Origin of the sequence: Acidovorax sp. YS12 (genome assembly GCA_021496925.1) — a bacterium.
Taxonomy (GTDB): Bacteria; Pseudomonadota; Gammaproteobacteria; order Burkholderiales; family Burkholderiaceae_C; genus Paenacidovorax.
In genome coordinates this window covers 4,649,978-4,668,922 of the sequence record CP053915.1, presented here as the reverse complement: position 1 = coordinate 4,668,922, position 18,945 = coordinate 4,649,978, and the positions used below count along the sequence as shown (strand labels likewise).

Here is an 18,945-nt window from a genome sequence, read left to right as displayed (position 1 = left end):
CGCTGGCGCCCCAAGAAAGCCGTACAAGATGACCACCCCCTCCTCCTGGCTGCTGACGCAAGCCCGCCGCACCAGCCGCAACCGCTGCATCGTCGCCGCGCTGGTCCTGGCCTGCGTGGCGGGCTGGCTCGGCACCCAGGCGCCCTACCTGCGCGAATTCTTCCGCGGCCCCACCACGGTGACGGCCCAGCGCCTGGACACGCTGTCGGCCAGCGACGCCAAGGCGCCCCGCTGGGTGCGCGTGCGCGCCGATGAGATGCTGGACACGGGCATTGAGGAGATCACGGTACGCAAGAAGCGCGGGGTGGAGACGGGGCGCAGCATTTCGGGCCACTACTTCGCCGCGCGCCTGGACGGCCGGCTCGTGCTGGTGAAGGCGCACGGCGACAGCGCCCCCGGCAAGGATCTGGTGGGCGAGGTTCGGCCCCTGCCCGCCGACGTGGCGCAGCGCCTGTTCGCCGCCCCCGGCGCGCAGAAGATGCGCCCGCACTTCCTGCCGCTGCTGCTGGACCTGCGCGACTTCCGCACCGAGGGCTGGTGGCTGCTCGGCCTGGCGGGCGCGCTGGTGCTGGCGGCGGGCGGCTGGGGCCTGGTGGCCCTGGGCCGCATGCGTAACCCGCAGACCCACCCGGCCGTTGCGCGCGCCAGCCAGTGGGGGCGGCTGCATGCGGTCACGCGCATCCTCGACCAGGAGCTGCGCGCGCCCGAGGCGCAGAAGATCGGCGGCTGGACGCTGACGGCCAACCACCTGCTGCGCAGGCAGTGGCTGAACCTGGACCTGTACAACCTCAACGAGCTGCTGTGGGCGCACCCGCAGGTGACGAAGAAGAAGCTGTACTACGTGATCCCGGCGGGCGAGACGCACGCGCTGGTGCTCAAGTGGCGCGACGCCAGCGTCACGCTCCAGGGCAAGGAGGACGCGGTGGCCACGGCCTTCGCCCACATCGCCACGCACCAGCCCTGGATCTTGCTGGGCTGGAACGAGGGCTACGAGAAGCTCTACGGCCGCCAGCGCATGCAGATGGCGCGCGACGTGCAGAAGAACCGCCAGCGCTGGCAGGCGGCGCAGGCCGGGAAATGAAACACCCCCTGAGTCGCCTTCGGCGCCTTCCCCCTCTCTCACGCTGCGCGTGGGAGGGGGACGCAGCCAGCGGCCTGGCAAAGCCAGCTCCGCGGCTGCCTGGCCTGGGCCGTGTCAGTTTCATGTGCAGCGCCATGGATAGCTGATTCGCTCCGTTTTCAAGAGCTGCTCGCGCTTGCTCAGCAAAGGCTGGAGGCCAAAAACCCTCTTAACTCCCAGCCACCTTCATGCGGTTGATGAGCACCGAGCCCACCGTCTTGGCGCCGTAGCCGTAGGCGTCCGCTCCCACGGCCTCGATGCCCTTGAACATGGTCTTGAGGTTGCCGGCGATGGTGATCTCGTGCACCGGGAAGGCGATCTCGCCGTTCTCCACCCAGAAGCCGCTGACGCCGCGCGAGTAGTCGCCGGTCACGTAGTTTACGCCCTGCCCCATCAGCTCGATGACGAACAGGCCCGTGCCGAGCTTGCGCAGCATTTCCGGCAGGTCGTCCCCAGGCCGGGTGCGGCGCGAGGTCAGCGCCAGGTTGTGCGAGCCACCGGCGTTGCCCGTGGTGCGCATGCCGAGTTTGCGCGCCGAGTAGCTCGACAGAAAGTAGCCCTGCACGCGCCCGCCCTCGACCACCTGGCGCTCCTGCACGCGCACGCCCTCTTCGTCGAACGGCGAGCTGCCCTTGCCGCCTGGAATGAACGGGTCTTCGGAAATGTCGATGTGCTTGGGGAAGACCTGGTTGCCCAGCGCATCGAGCAGGAAGCTGCTCTTGCGGTACAGCGCGCCGCCGCTCACCGCCTGCACGAAGCTGCCCAGCAGCCCCGCCGCCAGCGGCGACTCGAACAGCACCGGGCATTCGGTGGTGGGAATCTTGCGGCTGCCCAGGCGGCTGAGCGCGCGCTGCGCGGCGTAGCGGCCCACGGCCTCGGGCGCGGCCAGGTCGGCGGCGTTGCGCTGGGAGCTGTACCAGGCGTCGCGCTGCATCTCGCCGTGGCGCCCCGGCAGCGAGGCGATGGGCGCCACCGAGATGCTGTGGCGCGAGCTGGCGTAGCCGCCGCGAAAGCCGTGCGTGTGGGCGCTGAAGAAGTGGCTCTGCTGCGCCGACACGCCCGCGCCCTCGCTGTTGGTGATGCGCTTGTGCGTGGCCAGCGCCGCCTGCTCGCATTCCAGCGCCAGGCGCGCGGCCTCCTCGCTGGTGATGGCCCAGGGGTGGAAAAGCTGCAGGTCGCGGTGGGTCTCGGGCGGGGCGATGTCGGCGGCGTCGGGCAGGCCCGCCACCGGGTCCTCGGCGGTGAAACGCGCGATGTCGTAGGCGGCCTGCACGGTCTGCTCGATGGCCGCGCTGGAAAAGTCGGACGTGCTGGCGTTGCCCCGGCGCTGGCCCAGGTAGACCGTGACGCCCAGGGACTTGTCGCGGTTGCGCTCCACCGTCTCCAGCTCGCCCTTGCGCACGTTGACGGACAGGCCGCAGCCCTCCGAGGCCTCGGCCCCCGCGTTCGTGGCACCCAGCTTCTTGGCGTGGCGCAGGGCCTGGTCCACCAGGTCGGCGAAGTGGTCTTGGGTGTAGCTGAAGCCGCTTTCGGGCAGGGAGGCATCGGCGCGCGCGGCGCGGGAACGGGAGGTTTTCATAGCGGCGGCTATGATACTTGCCGCTTCATTGGCGCTTCGGGCCGCCCTTCCGCCGCGCCCCCTTCTCCCCCTGCTCCACCATGTCACGCAAACCCAAAAAAGGCTATTACGTGAAAGGCCGCTTCGTTGCCGAAGGCAGCGACCTGGACCTCGAACTCAAGGCCCAACTCAAAGGCACCCCGGACGCCAGCAAGACCGACCTCAAGCGCGAAAGCGAGGCGCTGCAGGCGCTGGGCAATGCGCTGCTGACGCTGCGCGCCGACCTGTTCGCGCGCCTGCAGCTGCCCGAAAAGCTGCAGGAGGCGCTGCAGGAGGCCAAGCGCATCACCAACTTCGAGGGCAAGCGCCGCCAGATGCAGTTCATCGGCAAGCTGATGCGCAAGCTGGATGAGGACGAAGTCGCCGCCATCGAGGCCGCGCTGGACGAGCAGCAAAGCGGCTCGGCCGCCGAGAAGCTGGCGCTGCACCAGGCCGAGCACTGGCGCGACCGGCTCATCGCCAGCGACGACGCGCTGGCCGCCTGGCTTGCCGACTACCCCGGCACCGACACGCAGCAGATCCGCGCGCTGGTCCGCCAGGCGCGCAAGGATGCGCCCCCGGCCCACGACGCCCAGGAGGCCGAATCGCAGGGCCTGGCACCGCGCAAGGGCCGCGCCTACCGCGAGCTGTTCCAGCTCGTGCGCGCGCAGATGGACAGCGCCCAGGCGGCGGCCGACAATGCCCCTCCATCCCCCGAAGATGAGGAGCACGGCCATGCCTAACACCCCGCAGTACGCGCCGGTCAAGATCGGCATCGTCTCCATCAGCGACCGCGCCAGCAGCGGCACCTATGAGGACAAGGGCCTGCCCGCGCTGCACGACTGGCTCAAGCGCGCGCTGCACAACCCGCTGCAGTTCGAGCCGCGCCTGATCCCGGACGAGCAGGCGCGCATCAGCGCCACGCTGATCGAGCTGGTGGATGCCGGCTGCAGCCTGGTGCTGACCACCGGCGGCACGGGCCCGGCGCCGCGCGACGTGACGCCCGAGGCCACGCTGGCCGTGGCGGACAAGGAAATGCCGGGCTTTGGCGAGCAGATGCGCCAGATCTCGCTGGCGTTCGTGCCCACGGCCATCCTCTCGCGCCAGGTGGCGGTGATCCGGGGGCAGAGCCTGATCATCAACCTGCCCGGCCAGCCCAAGGCCATCGCCGAAACGCTGGAAGGTCTGAAGGACGACAGCGGCGCGCAGCGCGTGCCCGGCATCTTCGCGGCCGTGCCGTACTGCATCGACCTGATCGGCGGCCCCTACCTGGAAACGCGCCCCGAGGTCTGCAAGGCGTTCCGGCCCAAGAGCGCCGTACGTCCCCGCTGAAGCACTGGGCAAGTGTGAACGAATCCGCCACGCCCGCCGCGCCCCAGGGCGGCGGGGCCCTCCTGGCGGGCCTGGCGATTGCCGGGCTGCTGGTGCCCGAGGCCGTGGCCTACGCGGCCATCGCCGGCGTGCCGCCGGCGCACGCCCTGGCGGCAGCGCTCGCGGGGCTGCTCGTCTACCCCTTCATCGGCACGAGCCGCTTCGCCACCCTGTCGGCCACCTCGTCGGCGGCGGCCATCTTCGCCTCGGTGGTGGCGGCCAATGGCGCCGCCAGCGCCTTCGCGCTGGTCGGCATCACCGGCGGGCTGTTCGTCATCGCCGCGCTGGCCCGGGCTCACTTCCTGGCGGCCTTCGTCTCGCGCCCGGTGCTGCGCGGATTCGCCTGGGCGCTCGCGGCCACCATCGTCATCAAGCAGTTGCCCGGCCTCACCGGCGTGCCCGCCAGCAGCGCGCACACGCTGCCCCTGCTGTGGGAATGGCTGGGCCGCCTGCCTGCGCTGCACGGGGCGGCCACGGCCCTGGGCGCGGGCGCGCTGGCCCTGTGGCTGGCGCTGCACCGCCTGCAGGCGCGCCATGCCTGGGTCCAGCCCTCGGTGCTGGTCCTGGCGCTGGGCATCGGGCTGTCCGCCACGCAGCCGCTGGCGGCGCAGGGGGTGGCGCTGGTCGGCTCCGTCACCCTGCAGGGCCTGCGGCTGGGCTGGCCACAGCTGGACTGGGACAGCTGGGTGCGCGCCCTGCAGGTGGCGCCCGCGCTGCTGATGATCCTGTTCGCCGAGTCCTGGGGCTCGGCACGCTCGCTGGCGCTGCAGGCGGGCGACCCCATCGACGCCCGGCGCGAAATGCTGGCGCTGGGCGCCGCCAACATCGGCAGCAGCCTGCTGCAGGGCCTGCCCGTGGGCGCGGGTTTCTCCGCCTCGTCGGCCAACTACGAGGCCGGGGGGCGCAGCCGCTGGACCGGCCTCGTGGCGGCCGCTGCCATCGCCCTGCTGCTGGGGCTGGCGCAGGATGCCCTGGCGCTGCTGCCCCTGCCAGTGCTGTGCGCGGTGGTGGCCGGCATCGTCTCGCACAAGCTGGGGCCGCGCCCACTGTGGGCCACGCTGCGCTGGAACGGCGACGCCTGGATGGCGCTGGCCGCCGCCGCCGGGGTGCTGGCGCTGGGGGTGCTGTTCGGCATGCTGCTGGCCGTGGGCCTGTCGCTGCTGCTGGCGCTGCGGCGCTTCGCGCAGCCGGCCTCCAGCGAACTGGGCCGCCTGCCCGGGACGCGCGACTTCGTCGCCCTGCGGCTGCACCCGCAGGCCGGGCGCACGCCGGGCGTGCTGGTGCTGCGCCCGGACGGGCCCATGTTCTTCGCCAATGCCGAGGCCATGGCGCACACCGTGGCCGCGCGTGCCAGCGCCCCCGGCCTGCATGCCGTGGTGCTGAGCGTGGAATCCAGCGACGACATGGACGTGACCACGCTCGAAGCCGTGCAGGAGCTGCACGCCCACCTGGCGCGCCGCGGCGTGGCGCTGCTGCTGGCACGGGTCAAGGACCACCCGCGGGCGGCGCTGCAGCGCGCCGGCCTGGCGCACATCGCCACGTTCTGGAGCGTGGACGACGCGGTCTGCGCGGCACAGGCGCCGGCCATACCCGAGCAGCCCGCTGCGAAGTAGCCCCGCGCGCGGGCACGAGGGGTATGGTGGATCTTCCACCACTGGAAAGGAGCCTCCCATGACCGCCATGATGAAAGCCGCCGTCTTCGTGGAAAAAGGCCGCATCGCGCTGGCCGACAAGCCCATTCCCGGCGTCGGGCCCAACGATGCGCTGGTGCGCATCACCACCACCACCATCTGCGGCACCGATGTGCACATCCTCAAGGGCGAGTACCCGGTGGCGCCGGGCCTGACCGTGGGCCACGAGCCCGTGGGCGTGATCGAGAAGCTCGGCAGCGCCGTGCAGGGCTACCAGGAGGGCCAACGCGTGATCGCCGGCGCCATCTGCCCCAACTTCAACAGCTATGCCGCGCAGGACGGCTACCCCAGCCAGGACGGCAGCTACCTGGCGGCGCGCGGCCTGTGCGGCTGCCACGGCTACAAGGCCACGGCGGGCTGGCGCTTCGGCAACCTGATCGACGGCACCCAGGCCGAGTACGTGCTGGTGCCCGACGCGCAGGCCAACCTGGCGCCCATTCCCGACGGCCTGACCGATGAGCAGGTGCTGATGTGCCCGGACATCATGTCCACCGGCTTCAAGGGCGCGGAAAACGCCAACATCCGCATCGGCGACACCGTGGTGGTGCTGGCGCAAGGCCCCATCGGCCTGTGCGCCACGGCCGGCGCGCGCCTGCTGGGCGCCACCACCATCATCGCCGTGGACGGCAACGACCACCGCCTGGGCATCGCCAAAAAGATGGGCGCCGACGTGACGCTGAACTTCCGCGACGTGGACGTGGTGGAGGAAGTGATGAAGCTCACGGGCGGCAAGGGCGCCGACAGCGCCATCGAGGCGCTCGGCACCCAGGCCACGTTCGCGCAGGCCATGCAGGTGCTCAAGCCCGGCGGCACGCTCTCCAGCCTGGGGGTGTACTCGGAGGATCTGTCGATCCCGCTGGCGCAGTTCGCGGCCGGCCTGGGCGACCACACCATCCGCACCGCGCTGTGCCCCGGCGGCAAGGAGCGCATGCGCCGCCTGATGAACGTGATCGCCGCCGAGCGCCTGGACCTGGGGGTACTGGTGACGCACCAGCGCAGGCTGGACGACATCGTGGAGGCCTACGACCTGTTCGCCCACCAGCGCGACGGCGTGCTGAAGATCGCCATCACGCCATAGCGGCAGCGTTTCCCCCGCGCTACCTCAAGCGAAACCGCGCAGCTGCCCCCACTCGGCCCAGGGCGCGCGCGGGGTGCGCAGGGTGTTGATGAGCGCGGCCGTGTCCTCATGGCCCAGCGCCACGCCCACGGCCACGCGGTAGCCCTCGGGCAGGTCCAGCTGCTGCTGCACGGCGGCGGTGTAGCGGCGCCAGAAGCCCTGGGCGCAGGTGGCCAGCCCGTGCTGCACGGCCAGCAGCATCAGCGACTGCAGGTAGATGCCGAGGTCGGCCCACTGCGGCATGCCCATGCGCTCATCCACGCACACGAAGATGCCCACGGGGGCGCCGAAGAACGCGGCATTCCTGGCCAGCTGGTTCAGGCGCCCGGCCTTGTCCTCGCGCGGAATGCCCAGCGTGCGGTACAGGTCTTCGCCATTGGCGAAGCGGCGCGTGCGGTAAGGCTCCCACAGGCTCGGGGGATAGGACTGCAGGGTCTCGTCGTCGCCCGGCTGGGCCTGCGCCACGGCGGCCAGCAATGCGCGCAAGGGCTCCCCGGCCAGGGCCACCACGCGCCACGGCTGCAGGTTGCCGCCCGACGCGGCCTGGGCGGCCTCCTGCAGCAGGGTCTGCACCAGCGCGGCGGCGGGCACCTGGGGCAGGAATGCGCGCACCGAACGGCGCGCGCGCAAGGCTTGGGAAACGTCCATGGAAATCACTTGCCGATGATGTCGTTGAGCTTGGCTGCCTGGAACTGCTCACAGCGCACGGCTTCGAGCGGTACGCAGCCGGCGCTTTGCGGGGTGGATTGCGAGAGCTTCTCGATGGCCTGCCACAGCAGCGCGATCTGGTGCTCCTGCGAGGCCGCGGAGTCGATCAGGCCGCGCATGGCCTGGGTGATGGGATCGTCCTGCTGCTGCGTCACGCCGTAGGCGCTGAACTGCGCCTCTTCGGCCTTGTGCGGCTCGGTCACGTCGGCGCTGTGCCCGTCCCTGGAGGGGATGATGCGCGCCGGAATGCCCACCGCCGTGGCCCCCGCGGGCACGGGCTTGATGACCACGGCGTTGGAGCCTATTTTTGCCCCGTCGCCCACCTCGAAGCCGCCCAGCACCTTGGCCCCGGCGCTGACCACCACGTTCCGGCCCAGCGTGGGGTGGCGCTTGGTGCCCTTGTAGAGCGATGTGCCGCCGAGCGTGACGCCGTGGTAGATGGTGCAGCCATCGCCCACCACCGCCGTCTCGCCGATCACCACGCCCATGCCGTGGTCGATGAACACGCGCTCGCCCAGCACCGCGCCGGGATGGATCTCGATGCCCGTGAGCCAGCGGCCGGCATGCGAGAGAAAGCGCCCCAGCCACTTGAGGCCGTGGTGCCAGCACCAGTGCGCCAGGCGGTGCAGCCAGATCGCGTGCAGCCCCGGATAACAGGTGACCACCTCCCACAGGCTGCGCGCGGCAGGATCGCGGTCGAGGATGCACTGGATATCGGAGCGCAGGCGGGCAAACATTGCTTTTTGTTATATCTAAAGACGAAAGCCGGTCAGTCTAGCGGCTTCGCCGCGCGCGCCTGGAGCATGGATTTGGCGACACCGCGCAGGATGTGGATTTCCTCGGCCGTGAGCTGCGCGCGGTTGAACAGCTGGTTCAGGCGCGGCATGAGCTTCTTGGGCGCGGCCGGGTCGAGAAAGCCGATGGCCGTGAGCGCCTGCTCCCAGTGCGCCAGCATGCCCGCCACCTGCGCGGCGTCGGCGCGCAGCGGCGCGGCCTGCGCATCCTGCACCGCGAAGCCGCCCAGGGCCTGGCGCCATTCGTAGGCCACCACCTGCACTGCCGCGCCCAGGTTGAGCGAGCCGAAGCGCGGATTGGTGGGAATGGAAAGCGCCACGTGGCAGCGGTACACGTCCTCGTTGGCCATGCCGAAGCGCTCGGAGCCGAACAGGAAGGCCACGCCAGTTTCCTGCACCAAATCGGCCTCCAGCGCTTTTCCATCAAGCGCTGGCAGCTCTCTTTTTAATAGCAAATCGAAGTGCGTGCGCGGCGTGCGCGTGGGCGGGCCAAAGTCGCGCGGCGTCATCGCGGTGGCACACAGGTGGCTCATACCATCGAGCGCCTCGTCCAGCGTTTCGACGATGCGTGCATTCTCCAGCACATCCAGCGCGCCGCTGGCACGCTGGATGGTTTCCTCCTTGCGCAGCACGTTAGGCCAGCGCGGCGCGACCAGCACGAGGTCGTCGAACCCCATGGTCTTCATGGCGCGCGCGGCGGCGCCGACGTTGCCTGCATGGCTGGTGTGAATCAGAATGAAGCGTGTGCGCATGGCGGCAAAAAAATCGGCAAACTGCGATTGTCGCCGCCAAGCCCTCTGCGCACGGTGCACCGCATGGCCCGCTCGCGCGTTGAAACCCGAAACCGTTTTCTGGAGACCCTCTGATGCACAGCCTCGCCCCCCGCCCATCCGGCGCCGCCCGCCTGCGGCCTTCCTGGCAGTCCCTGTGGCTGCTCGGCCTGTTCACCTTGCTACTGCTGGCGCTGAGCGGCCCCGCCCGCGCCCAGCGCGGCGGCGAATACCAAGTCACGCGTGCCACCTACGGCACGTCCTGGCAGGGCATGGACGTCACGCAGCGCGTGCGCCAGCTGGCGCAGCAGGGCGGCAGCTTCCAGGTGGGCAACGACCTGTTCGGCGCCGACCCCGCGCCCAACCAGCGCAAGGCGCTGCGCATCGAGGCCCAGGGCTGGGACGGCCGCGCGCGCACCTTCGAGGTGGCCGAGTCGCAGTGGCTGGACACCGCGCCCTTCGCCCCGCAGGGCGGTGGCGGCTGGTACCCCGGCCAGGGGCAGGGCCCCGGCCATGACCAGGGCCACTGGAACCACAACAGCCAGGTGCTGCAGGCCACCTACGGCACGCCCTGGCAGGGCATGGACGTGACCGAGCGCGTGCGCCAGCTGGCACGCCAGGGCAGCGGCTTCAGCGTGGGCAACGACCTGTTCGGCGCCGACCCCGCGCCCAACCAGCGCAAGGTGCTGCGCGTGCAGATCCGTGGCCGCGACGGCCGCATACAGACGGCGGAGTACGCCGAATCCTCGTGGGTCAGCCCCTCCCAGCTCGTGGACGGCTATGGCGGCAACGGCGGCTACAACCCCGGCGGCCCGGGCTACGGCTACCTGACCATCCACCGCGCCACCTATGGCGACGGCTACCGCCAGGTGGACGTGACCCAGCGCCTGCGCTCCTACATCTACGACGGGCGGCTGAACGTGGAAGCCGGCAACGACCTGGCCGGCACCGACCCGGCGCCCAACCGGCGCAAGCAGCTGTACGTGGAGTACTCGGTAGGCAACAACGGCCGGATCCAGCGGGTCACCGTGGACGAGTCGGACCGGCTGCGCCTGCCCTGACGCATGGCCCCGCCCGCTGCGCCCTGGCGCGCAGCGGGTAGAATCACGGCCCTTTCTTCGCTTCCCCCGCTTCTCGCCGCATCGCCGGTTCCGCCCCGCGCCTCCTGGCCGGGCCATCGCCCTTCCCCCCACAATCCATGTCGTCCAACCTGCACCCCATGCTCAACGTGGCCATCAAGGCCGCTCGCGCCGCCGGCGCCATCATCAACCGCGCCGCGCTCGACGTGGAGGCGGTGCGCATCTCGCAAAAGCAGGTGAACGACTTCGTGACCGAGGTGGACCACGCCGCCGAGCAGGCCATCATCGAGACCCTGCTCACGGCCTACCCCGGCCACGGCATCCTGGCCGAGGAAACCGGCAGCACGCACGGCGCCAGGCATTCGGACTACGTCTGGATCATCGACCCGCTGGACGGCACGACCAACTTCATCCACGGCTTCCCGGTGTACTGCGTGAGCATCGCCATGGCTTTCAAGGGCAAGGTCGAACATGCCGTGGTGTACGACCCGACGCGCAACGACCTGTTCACCGCCACGCGCGGGCGCGGCGCCTTCATGAACGACCGGCGCATCCGCGTCTCCAAGCGCACCCAGCTCAAGGACTGCCTGGTCTCCACGGGCTTCCCGTTCCGCCCCGGCGACAACTTCAAGCACTACCTGGCCATGATGGCCGACCTCATGCCGCGCACCGCCGGCCTGCGCCGCCCCGGCGCCGCCGCGCTCGACCTGGCCTATGTGGCCGCCGGGTTCGCCGACGGCTTCTTCGAATCCGGCCTGTCGATCTGGGACGTGGCCGCCGGCTCGCTGCTGGTGACCGAGGCCGGTGGCCTCATCGGCAACTTCACCGGCGAAGCCGACTTCCTGGAACAGAAGGAATGCCTGGCCGCCAGCCCGCGCATCTACGGCCAGTTGGTGCCGCTGCTGGGCAAGTACAGCAAGTTCGCCAGCGCGGGCGAAAAGGCCGCGCTGCGCCAGGCCGGCGAGCGCCCCGCTGCGGCAGAAGCGGACGCAGCCGAGGCACCCGAAACGCCTGCGACCGAGGACGGCGAGAGCGCCTGAGTTCCCGGCGCTACGGCGCTAGCTGCCCGCGGCCAGCCCCTGCCGCACCGTGGGGTAGCGCAGCGCCAGGCGCAGCTCGCCGCGCATGCGCCGCGTGTCCAGGCGGCGCGATTCCCCCATGAAGCTCAGCTGCAGCGGCGGCAGCTCGCTCTGCGCCTGCGCGCGCGTGATGCGCGGCGGGCGCGGCAAGCCGTACAGGCCGGCCGCCCAGTCGAAGTAGTCACCCATCTTCATGTCGCTGGCATCGCTCACGTTGCAGGTGCGCTGTGCGCGCCCGCGCCACAGCGCCAGCACGCAGGCACGGCCCAGGTCGTCCGCATGGATGTGGTTGGTGTACACGTCGTCCTGCGGCGCCAGCACCGGCGTGCCGCGGCGCAGGCGCGCCTCGGGCGTGCCGCCCTCGCGGCCGGGCGCGTAGATGCCCGGGATGCGCAGGATGCTCACGCGCACCCCGGCGCAGCCCCAGGCGCGCAGCGCGCGCTCGGCGTCCACGCGGCGGCGCGCGCGCGGCGTCCGTGGCGCCACGGGGCGCGCCTCGTTCACCCAGTCCCCGCCGCAGTCGCCATAGACCCCGGTGGTGGAACCATAGACCAGTGCGCGCGGCGGCTGGCGCCGGCGCAGCGCGCACACCAGCGCCCAGGTGCGTGGATCGCCGTCGCCCTCGCCGGGCGGCGGCGCCAGGTGCAGCACGCGCGTGGCCAGGCCCGCCAGGCGGCGCAGCGTGCCGGCATCGTCCAGGTTGCCCGCCAGGGGCGTGAGGCCCGCCGCGCGCAGCGGGGCGCGGCGCTCGGCGCTGGAGGTCAGCGCCAGCACGCGCGCATGGCGCAGTTCGCGCGCGGCGCGCAGGCCGACGTCGCCGCAGCCGACGACGAGCACGCGCTCGCGCCGAAAGCGCGCCGGAAGCGCACCCAGAGGGTTTTGGTTAGAAGGCACAATGCTCGGTTGGCTTTGTTTGACAACGACTCCAAGGATACCCACTCCATGATGCCCCCTGCTGCCGACACCGCCTTCCAGATCACCGTGCAGCCGAGCGGGCGCGGCTTCCAAGCCCGTGGCGGCGAATCCATTCTCGCGGCGGCGATCCAGCACGGCGTGGGCCTGCCCTACGGCTGCAAGGACGGCGCCTGCGGCTCGTGCAAGTGCAAAAAGCTCAGCGGCACCGTCAGCCACGGCCCGCACCAGGACAAGGCCCTGAGCGCCGAGGAGGAAGCCGCCGGCTACGTGCTGACCTGCTGCGCCCACCCGCAGTCCGACGTGGTGCTCGAATCGCGCCAGGTGACCGACGAACGCGCCTACCCCGTGAAGAAGCTGCCCGTGCGCGTGGCGGCGCTGGAGAAGAAGTCGCACGACGTGATGCAGCTGCGCCTGCAGCTGCCCGCCACCGACGTGTTCCGCTACCACGCGGGCCAGTACATCGAGTTCGTGCTGCAAGGCGGCCTGCGCCGCGCCTATTCCATGGCCACGGCACCGCACCAGCAGGACAGCGCGCCCGGGCTGGAGCTGCACATCCGCCACATGCCGGGCGGGCGCTTCACCGACCATGTCTTCCACGCCATGAAGGAAAAGGAGATCCTGCGTATCGAGGGGCCGTTCGGCAGCTTCTTCCTGCGCGAGGACTCGGACAAGCCCATCGTGCTGCTCGCCTCGGGCACCGGCTTCGCGCCGGTGAAGGCGCTGATCGAGCACCTGCAGCACAAGGGCATCACGCGGCCCACGGCGCTCTACTGGGGCGGGCGCCGCCCGCGCGACCTGTACATGCACGACTGGATGCTGGCGCGCACGGCCGAGATGCCGCACCTGCGCTACGTGCCCGTGGTGTCCGACGCGCTGCCCGAAGACGGCTGGAGCGGCCGCACCGGCTTCGTGCACCAGGCCGTGCTGGACGACTTCGCCGACCTCTCCGGCCACCAGGTCTATGCCTGCGGCGCGCCCATCGTGGTCGATACGGCGCGCGAGCGCTACACCGCCACGCGCGGCCTGCCGCCCGAGGAATTCTTCGCCGACGCCTTCACTTCCGAGGCCGACAAACACTGAACGGACGACGCACCATGCAACGCAGAACCCTTCTGGTCCATACCGCCGCAGCCGCCATGGCCCTGGCCGCCCCGCTGGCCCTGGCGCAGAACGCGCCCATCCGCCTGATCGTGCCCTACCCGCCGGGCGGGCCGCTGGACGTGACGTCGCGCGTGCTGGCCGAGCGCGTGCGCGACACGCTGGGCACCGTGATCATCGAGAACAAGGCCGGCGCGGGCGGCAACATCGGCGCCGATGCCGTGGCCAAGGCCGCGCCGGACGGCATGACCATCGGCCTGGCCGCCACGGCCACACACGCCGTCAACCCCTGGCTGTACCAGCGCATGCCCTACGACGCGGGCAAGGATTTCGCCGCCATCACGCAGATGGTGCGCGTGCCCAACGTGCTGGTGATGAACGCGGCCCGCGCCGAGCAGCTGAAGATCCGCAGCGTGGCCGACCTCGTCACCTACGCCAAGGCCCACCCGGGCAAGCTCAACTACGGCAGCGGCGGCAACGGCAGCGCGGGCCACCTCGCGGGCGAGATGTTCAAGCAGAAGGCGGGGATTTTTGCCCTGCACATTCCCTACCGGGGCGCGAACCCGGCGCAGCTGGCGCTGCTGGCCGGGGAGGTCGATTTCAACATCGACAACCTCGCCGCCGCCGCCCCCAACATCAAGGCCGGCAAGCTCAAGGCGCTAGCCGTCACATCGACCGCCGCCAGCCCCATGCTGCCGGGCGTGCCGCCGCTGGCCGATACCTTCAAGGGCTTCACCATCGACACCTGGTGGGGCCTGGTGGCCCCGGCGCACACGCCGCCCGCCACCATCGCGCGGCTGAACAAGGCGTTCACCGATGCCCTCAAGGCCCCGGAGACCCAGACCCGCTTCGCCACCCTCATGGCCGAACCCGTGCCGACCACGCCGGAGCAGTTCGAGACCTTCATGGCCAGCGAACGCGCCAAATACCAGCAGGTGGTGAAGGCCTCGGGCGCGCAGGTGGACTAAGGTGAAACGACACCCCCCTGAGCCGCTTCGCGGCGGGGCGGCCCTTGCGCGGCGTCTGCTGGCCTGGCCGCGCCGGTTTCGTGGGCTGCCGGTGGCGCGCAACGCCATGGGTAACTGACTGCACTCCGAAAGAACACCATGGATACCATCACCAACCTGTGGAGCGGCCGCGCCGGCCTGGCCCGGACGTACTGGGGCTACGGCGTCGCCGCCAGCCTGCCATGGGCGCTCGCGCTGTGGCTGCTGGCGCCGGGCAGCCCGGCCGCCATCGCCGTGGTCTTCGCCTTCTGCGCCTACGCCGCGCTGGCGAACATCGGCATCTGGCGAGCGGCATCGGCCTACGCCGGGCCCGCCGTCTGGGCCATGCTGGGCAAGGTGGTTTCCGCCCTCGGGCTGCTGGCGGCAGCGGGCGCTGCGGCCATGGTCGCCGTGGCGCTGGAGGGCGGGAACATGCAGGTGCCAAGGGCCCGGCTGCCCGCGTACCAGGGCCAGGGCCAGGGCCAGGGCGCCCCCGCCCCCGCCGGGCCCCACGATTCCGTGGATGTCGAGCTGGCCCGCATGGACAGCACCCACCCGGGATGGCGCGACACCGTGAAGTCGCAGGAATTCCATGACTGGATGGCCACGCAGAATCCCGGCTTGAAGGCCGCCGTCGATACGGCGGACACGGCGGACAAGCTCTCGGACATCCTCCGCATGTACGAGGCGCAAAAGAAGTAAAAAAGGCCTCCAGCCCTTGCCAGTCAAGCGCTGGCAGCTATCAAACCAGGAGTTCCCGCATGGGCTGCAGGCGCACCTGGGCCTGCTCCAGCAGCGCGCCGAACGCCGGCCCGCCGATGACGGCGAACTCATCCTGGCGCGCGCCGGCCAGCACGTCGGGCAGCGTGGTGGGCAGGCCCACGTGGCACATCAGCAGATCGCCCTGGCGCGCGGCATGCAGCCAGCGCGCCAGGCGCGCGCGGTAGCCGTCGGCCCCGCCGGTGAAGTCGTACACCCCCAGCAGGCAGGCGTTCTGCCGCAGGCCCTGGCGCCGCGCCAGCGCGGCCAGCGCGCGGCTGCCCAGGGTGGCGATGACCTGGCTCTTGAAAGCGGTGCGCGCGTCGGCATGGGCGGCGCGCGGCGCACTGCGCGTGGCGCGCAGCCACAGCCCGCCCTGGGGGTAGCGGCGCGCCAGCTCGGCCAGCAGCAGCGTGCGCACCACGGGCAGCTGGTGCACGTGCTGGTGGCCGTCCACGTAGGCCGGCGCCCGGCCCATGGCGTGCTCGAAGGCGTCGAGCTGCGCGGCGATTTCGCGCTGCAGGGCGTTGCGGTCGAGCTGTCCCAGGTAAGCCAGGGCAATAAGCCGCGACAGCGGAAAACGCAGCGCCGGGTCGAGCGCACACTCGGTCAGGTCCAGGTGCAGCCCGACCTCGACCGCCGCACCGTCCAGGGCGCGCAGCGCGGGCGCGCCCTGGCCCCAGGCCGGCCCGCCCACCATGGCCGAGACGGCCTGCACCCGTCCCAGCCGCGCCAGCGCCAGCACGGCCTGGTTGACGCCGTCGTTCAGGCCATAGTCGTCCACGCACAGGGCGATGCCGCGCCCGCTGCTGCTATGCTGCGGCGCCTCATGCACCGTACCGACCGCCATCTCCGTCTTGCTCATTCCTCGTTCCTGTTCAAGCGCCAGCGCGGGCGCGTGGCCTGGTTCATCGTCGTCGGCTGCGCCGCCGCCGCCGTGCACTGGAGCGTGGCCACCGCCTGCGTGGCACTGGGCGGGCTGGCGCCGCTGCAGGCCAACGTGGCGGGCTGGCTGGTGGCGTTCGCCGTCTCGTTCAGCGGCCACCATTTCCTGAGCTTTCGCGGCCACGGCAACGGCATGGGCCGGGCCGCGCTGCGCTTCTTCGCCATCTCGGCCGGGGGCTTCGCCATCAACGAGGCCGCCTACGCGCTGCTGCTGCACTGGACCCGCGCGCGCTACGACATTCTGCTGGCGATCGTGCTCGTCGGCGTGGCCGGGCTCACTTACCTGCTGAGCCGCCATTGGGCGTTTCTGCGCACGCAGTGAGCTGCGCGGAGCGCACGCGCCACAGCGTGATCTCGTGCACCGTGCGCACCGCCTCGGCCTGCGCCAGGAAGGGGTAGCGCGGGGCCAGGTACTGCTCGGCCAGCACCCAGCCCACGGGCGCCACACACAACGCGGGCAGCAGCGCCTCGGGGCGCAGCAGCAGGCGCCGCGCGGCGGCCGGGTCGAACTCGCCGGCGTCGGCGATTTCCTTGCGCCAGTTGTCGCGCTGCTTCACGGCGGGCGTGCCCCAGTCGTCCACCACGTGCACCGGCGCGCGCAGGCGGGCGTAGAACGGCACGTCGTAGAAGTATTCCTCGAGCATGTAGACGGGCTCGTCCGCCTGGCGCTCGGCGCCCAATGTCTGGCCCAGGCTGCGCAGCGAATAGTCCTGGTGCACCGTCAGCCACCCCACCACGGCCAGCGCCAGCAGCCCGCCGCTGGCGACGCTGGCGGCCCAGGCGCGGCGGCGCCCCGGGGTGGTGGCCAGGCGCTGGCTGGCGTCGGCCAGCAGCCAGGCCAGCGGCGCCACGGCCGGCAGCACGTAGCCCACCAGCTTGGACTTGGGGATGGAGAAGAACAGCAGCACGCTGCCCACGGCCACCAGCATCAGCAGGCGCACCGCACCCTGCGGCGTGGCCCGTGCGCCCACCGCCTCGGCCCAGTAGCCGCGGTCGAGCAGGTGCGGGCACCACACCAGGCTGGGCAGGCTCAGCAGCGCCAGCACGGCGGGATAGAACCACACCGGCATGACGTTGTTGAAGCCGCCCACCGAGAAGCGCTGGAAATGCTGCACCACGAAGAAGTAGTGCAGGAAGTCGTCGAAGCGCATCTGCATGGCCACGTACCAGGGCGCCGCCACCAGCAGGAAGATGCCCGCGCCGGGCAAACTCAGCAGCGCCCACAGCGTGCGCCAGCGCCAGCGCAGCAGCAGCCACAGGCCCAGCGTCAGCGCCGGGATGACAAAGCCGATCAGCCCCTTGGCCAGCACGCCCAGCCCGGCCAGCGCGTAGCCCAGCCAGAGCGCGCGGCGGTGCGGCTGGCCCTGCTCGAAGCGCAGCGCCGCGTGCGCCAGTGCCAGCACCGTGGCGGTGATGCAGCCGGCCACCAGCATGTCGAGGTTGGCGAACTGCCCGCCGATGAACAGCAGCGGCTGCAACAGCAGCACCCACAGCGTGCGCCGCGCCGCCGCCTGCCCGCACCAGTGGCGCGTGAACAGGTACAGCGCCATGCTGCCCAGCGTGGCGCCGCACAGCGAGGCCGCGCGCCCGGCGATCTCCACCAGCCCGAACAGCGACAGCGCCGCCCCCGAGAGCCAGTAGAACAGCGGCGGCTTGTGGAAGAACGGCAGGCCGTTGAGCGTGGGGGTGAGCCAGTCGCCCGAGCGCACCATCTCCCAGGCCACGCCGGCGTAGCGCCCTTCGTCGGGCACCATGAGGGGGCGCAGCCAGGCCGTGGCGGCGAGCCAGGCCGCCACCAGGGCCAGGGTGGCCAGGGCGTCGCGCCAGGCGCCGCCGTGTCCGGCGCCCTGTTCGTGGCGGCTCATGCCTCGTCCCGCAGGCCCCGGCCCAGCTCGCGCTTGACCAGGTACAGCGGCCGGCACTTGACCTCTTCGTAGATGCGCCCCACGTACTCGGCCACCACGCCGAGCGACACGAGCTGGATGCCGACGAACAGCATCAGGCTGACGACGATGGTGGTCCAGCCGCCGACTTCGTGGCCGTGCAGGAAGTATTCGAGCGTCAGGTACGCGCCGTAGCCGAACGCCGCCAGCGCCAGCACAAAGCCCAGCCCGATCACCGCGCGCAGCGGCCACACCGAGAAGGCGGTGAGCCCGTCGATGCCGAAGCGGATCAGGCGCCGCTTGCTGAAATGGCTGGTGCCGTGGGCACGTTCGTCGGGCAGGTAGGGCACGGCCACGGCGTCGAAGCCGACCCAGGCGTACAGGCCCTTCATGAAACGGTTGCGCTCGGGCAGCGCCAGCAGCGCCTGCACCACCTTGCGGTCCATGAGGCGGAAGTCGCCCGCGCCCGGCGGCAGGCGGAAGCGCTCGCCGCCGTTGATGAGGCCGTAGAACCAGTCGGTGCCCACGCGCTTGAAGGCCGATTCGGCCTCGCGGTGCTCGCGCACGGCGTACACCACGTCGGCCCCGGCGCGCCAGTGGCGCACGAAGGTGTCGAGCAGCGCCGGCGGGTGCTGCATGTCGGAGTCCATCATCACCACCGCGTCGCCCGCGGCGGCTTCGAGGCCCGCGCTCAGCGCCGCCTCCTTGCCGAAGTTGCGCGACAGCAGCACGGCGCGCACGCCGGGCTCGCGCGTCCACTCGCGCATGCGCTCGGCCGTGGCGTCGGTGCTGCCGTCGTCCACCAGCACGATCTCCCAGCGCGGCGCCAGGCTGGCCAGCTTGGCGCGCAGCAGCGGCAGCAGTTGCTCCAGGTTGCGCGCCTCGTTGTAGCAGGGCACGACGCAGGAGAGCGATGCCAGTTCACGCGGCGGCTGCATGGCAGGGCTTGGAGGGTTCATGGCGCGCTCCCGCGCAGCCGCGCGGCTGCGCCCGAAAAGGCATCAAATTGCCCTCCAGCCCTTTGCTGGCAAGC

19 protein-coding genes are annotated in these 18,945 nt (G+C 71.2%); 11 read left to right on the top strand and 8 right to left on the bottom strand.

The window, feature by feature from the left end; all coding sequences use genetic code 11:
- Positions 1 to 28: 28 nt before the first annotated feature.
- Entirely contained in the window at positions 29 to 1,081 is a 1,053-nt protein-coding gene (locus tag YS110_20900; GenBank protein UJB67050.1) for a hypothetical protein, read from the top strand.
- 208 nt (positions 1,082 to 1,289) lie between these two features.
- On the opposite strand, the gene pmbA is transcribed toward YS110_20900, so the two are convergent.
- Complete coding sequence (gene pmbA, locus YS110_20895) at positions 1,290 to 2,699, bottom strand: metalloprotease PmbA (protein ID UJB67049.1); 1,410 nt, start codon at positions 2,697 to 2,699, stop codon at positions 1,290 to 1,292.
- Between the two features lie 80 nt (positions 2,700 to 2,779).
- Here pmbA and YS110_20890 point away from each other — a divergent pair, with 80 nt between their 5' ends.
- The 4 genes from YS110_20890 to YS110_20875 are packed head-to-tail and all read left to right on the top strand — an operon-like array spanning position 2,780 to position 6,857.
- On the top strand, positions 2,780 to 3,460 hold the full coding sequence (locus YS110_20890) for a DUF615 domain-containing protein (GenBank protein UJB67048.1): 681 nt from the start codon (positions 2,780 to 2,782) through the stop codon (positions 3,458 to 3,460).
- Complete coding sequence (gene mog / locus YS110_20885) at positions 3,453 to 4,049, top strand: molybdopterin adenylyltransferase (GenBank protein ID UJB67047.1); 597 nt, start codon at positions 3,453 to 3,455, stop codon at positions 4,047 to 4,049. The genes YS110_20890 and mog overlap by 8 nt, the downstream gene beginning before the upstream one ends.
- 14 nt (positions 4,050 to 4,063) lie before the next feature.
- A complete protein-coding gene (locus tag YS110_20880) occupies positions 4,064 to 5,701 on the top strand; it encodes a SulP family inorganic anion transporter (protein ID UJB67046.1) in 1,638 nt (545 codons plus the stop codon).
- Positions 5,702 to 5,759: 58 nt separating this feature from the next.
- Complete coding sequence (locus YS110_20875) at positions 5,760 to 6,857, top strand: NAD(P)-dependent alcohol dehydrogenase (protein UJB67045.1); 1,098 nt, start codon at positions 5,760 to 5,762, stop codon at positions 6,855 to 6,857.
- Between the two features lie 24 nt (positions 6,858 to 6,881).
- Here the strand turns inward: YS110_20875 and YS110_20870 are convergent, their stop codons facing one another.
- From YS110_20870 to YS110_20860, 3 genes are read right to left on the bottom strand one after another with little or no spacing between them, the layout of a single operon-like run.
- Entirely contained in the window at positions 6,882 to 7,544 is a 663-nt protein-coding gene (locus tag YS110_20870; GenBank protein UJB67044.1) for a nitroreductase, read from the bottom strand.
- A gap of 5 nt (positions 7,545 to 7,549) precedes the next feature.
- On the bottom strand, positions 7,550 to 8,341 hold the full coding sequence (gene cysE, locus YS110_20865) for a serine O-acetyltransferase (GenBank protein ID UJB67043.1): 792 nt from the start codon (positions 8,339 to 8,341) through the stop codon (positions 7,550 to 7,552).
- Positions 8,342 to 8,373: 32 nt separating this feature from the next.
- The gene (locus YS110_20860) at positions 8,374 to 9,150 is read right to left on the bottom strand and encodes an RNA methyltransferase (protein UJB67042.1); all 777 of its coding nucleotides are present in this window, start codon (positions 9,148 to 9,150) and stop codon (positions 8,374 to 8,376) included.
- Positions 9,151 to 9,263: 113 nt separating this feature from the next.
- Between YS110_20860 and YS110_20855 the strand changes: the two genes are divergently transcribed.
- Together YS110_20855 and YS110_20850 are read left to right on the top strand one after the other, a co-directional pair.
- Positions 9,264 to 10,229, top strand: a complete 966-nt coding sequence (locus YS110_20855; protein ID UJB67041.1) for a hypothetical protein — start codon at positions 9,264 to 9,266, stop codon at positions 10,227 to 10,229.
- A 137-nt stretch (positions 10,230 to 10,366) separates the two neighbouring features.
- Positions 10,367 to 11,287, top strand: coding sequence for an inositol monophosphatase (locus YS110_20850; protein UJB67040.1), 921 nt, complete (start codon positions 10,367 to 10,369; stop codon positions 11,285 to 11,287).
- 18 nt (positions 11,288 to 11,305) lie between these two features.
- Here YS110_20850 and YS110_20845 read toward each other — a convergent pair whose 3' ends face one another.
- Positions 11,306 to 12,220 carry an NAD-dependent epimerase/dehydratase family protein gene (locus YS110_20845; protein ID UJB67039.1) on the bottom strand — a complete coding sequence of 305 codons (915 nt, stop codon included), beginning with the start codon at positions 12,218 to 12,220 and terminating at the stop codon, positions 11,306 to 11,308.
- A gap of 51 nt (positions 12,221 to 12,271) precedes the next feature.
- Here YS110_20845 and YS110_20840 point away from each other — a divergent pair, with 51 nt between their 5' ends.
- The 3 genes from YS110_20840 (at position 12,272) to YS110_20830 (ending at position 15,027) form a co-directional block, all read left to right on the top strand.
- Positions 12,272 to 13,321, top strand: a complete 1,050-nt coding sequence (locus tag YS110_20840; protein ID UJB67546.1) for a CDP-6-deoxy-delta-3,4-glucoseen reductase — start codon at positions 12,272 to 12,274, stop codon at positions 13,319 to 13,321.
- Positions 13,322 to 13,335: 14 nt separating this feature from the next.
- Positions 13,336 to 14,307, top strand: a complete 972-nt coding sequence (locus YS110_20835; GenBank protein UJB67038.1) for a tripartite tricarboxylate transporter substrate binding protein — start codon at positions 13,336 to 13,338, stop codon at positions 14,305 to 14,307.
- 138 nt (positions 14,308 to 14,445) lie between these two features.
- Positions 14,446 to 15,027 carry a hypothetical protein gene (locus YS110_20830; GenBank protein UJB67037.1) on the top strand — a complete coding sequence of 194 codons (582 nt, stop codon included), beginning with the start codon at positions 14,446 to 14,448 and terminating at the stop codon, positions 15,025 to 15,027.
- 40 nt (positions 15,028 to 15,067) lie between these two features.
- Here the strand turns inward: YS110_20830 and YS110_20825 are convergent, their stop codons facing one another.
- Positions 15,068 to 15,934: a ChbG/HpnK family deacetylase gene (locus YS110_20825; GenBank protein UJB67545.1), complete on the bottom strand. Its 867-nt coding sequence runs from the start codon at positions 15,932 to 15,934 to the stop codon at positions 15,068 to 15,070.
- Between YS110_20825 and YS110_20820 the strand changes: the two genes are divergently transcribed.
- The gene (locus YS110_20820; GenBank protein UJB67036.1) at positions 15,914 to 16,351 is read left to right on the top strand and encodes a GtrA family protein; all 438 of its coding nucleotides are present in this window, start codon (positions 15,914 to 15,916) and stop codon (positions 16,349 to 16,351) included. The genes YS110_20825 and YS110_20820 overlap by 21 nt on opposite strands.
- Here YS110_20820 and YS110_20815 read toward each other — a convergent pair.
- Together YS110_20815 and YS110_20810 are read right to left on the bottom strand one after the other, a co-directional pair.
- Positions 16,305 to 17,894 (bottom strand): glycosyltransferase family 39 protein, encoded by a 1,590-nt coding sequence (locus YS110_20815; protein UJB67035.1) that lies wholly within the window; start codon positions 17,892 to 17,894, stop codon positions 16,305 to 16,307. The genes YS110_20820 and YS110_20815 overlap by 47 nt on opposite strands.
- The gene (locus YS110_20810; protein UJB67544.1) at positions 17,891 to 18,850 is read right to left on the bottom strand and encodes a glycosyltransferase family 2 protein; all 960 of its coding nucleotides are present in this window, start codon (positions 18,848 to 18,850) and stop codon (positions 17,891 to 17,893) included. The genes YS110_20815 and YS110_20810 overlap by 4 nt, the downstream gene beginning before the upstream one ends.
- Between the last annotated feature and the right edge of the window lie 95 nt (positions 18,851 to 18,945).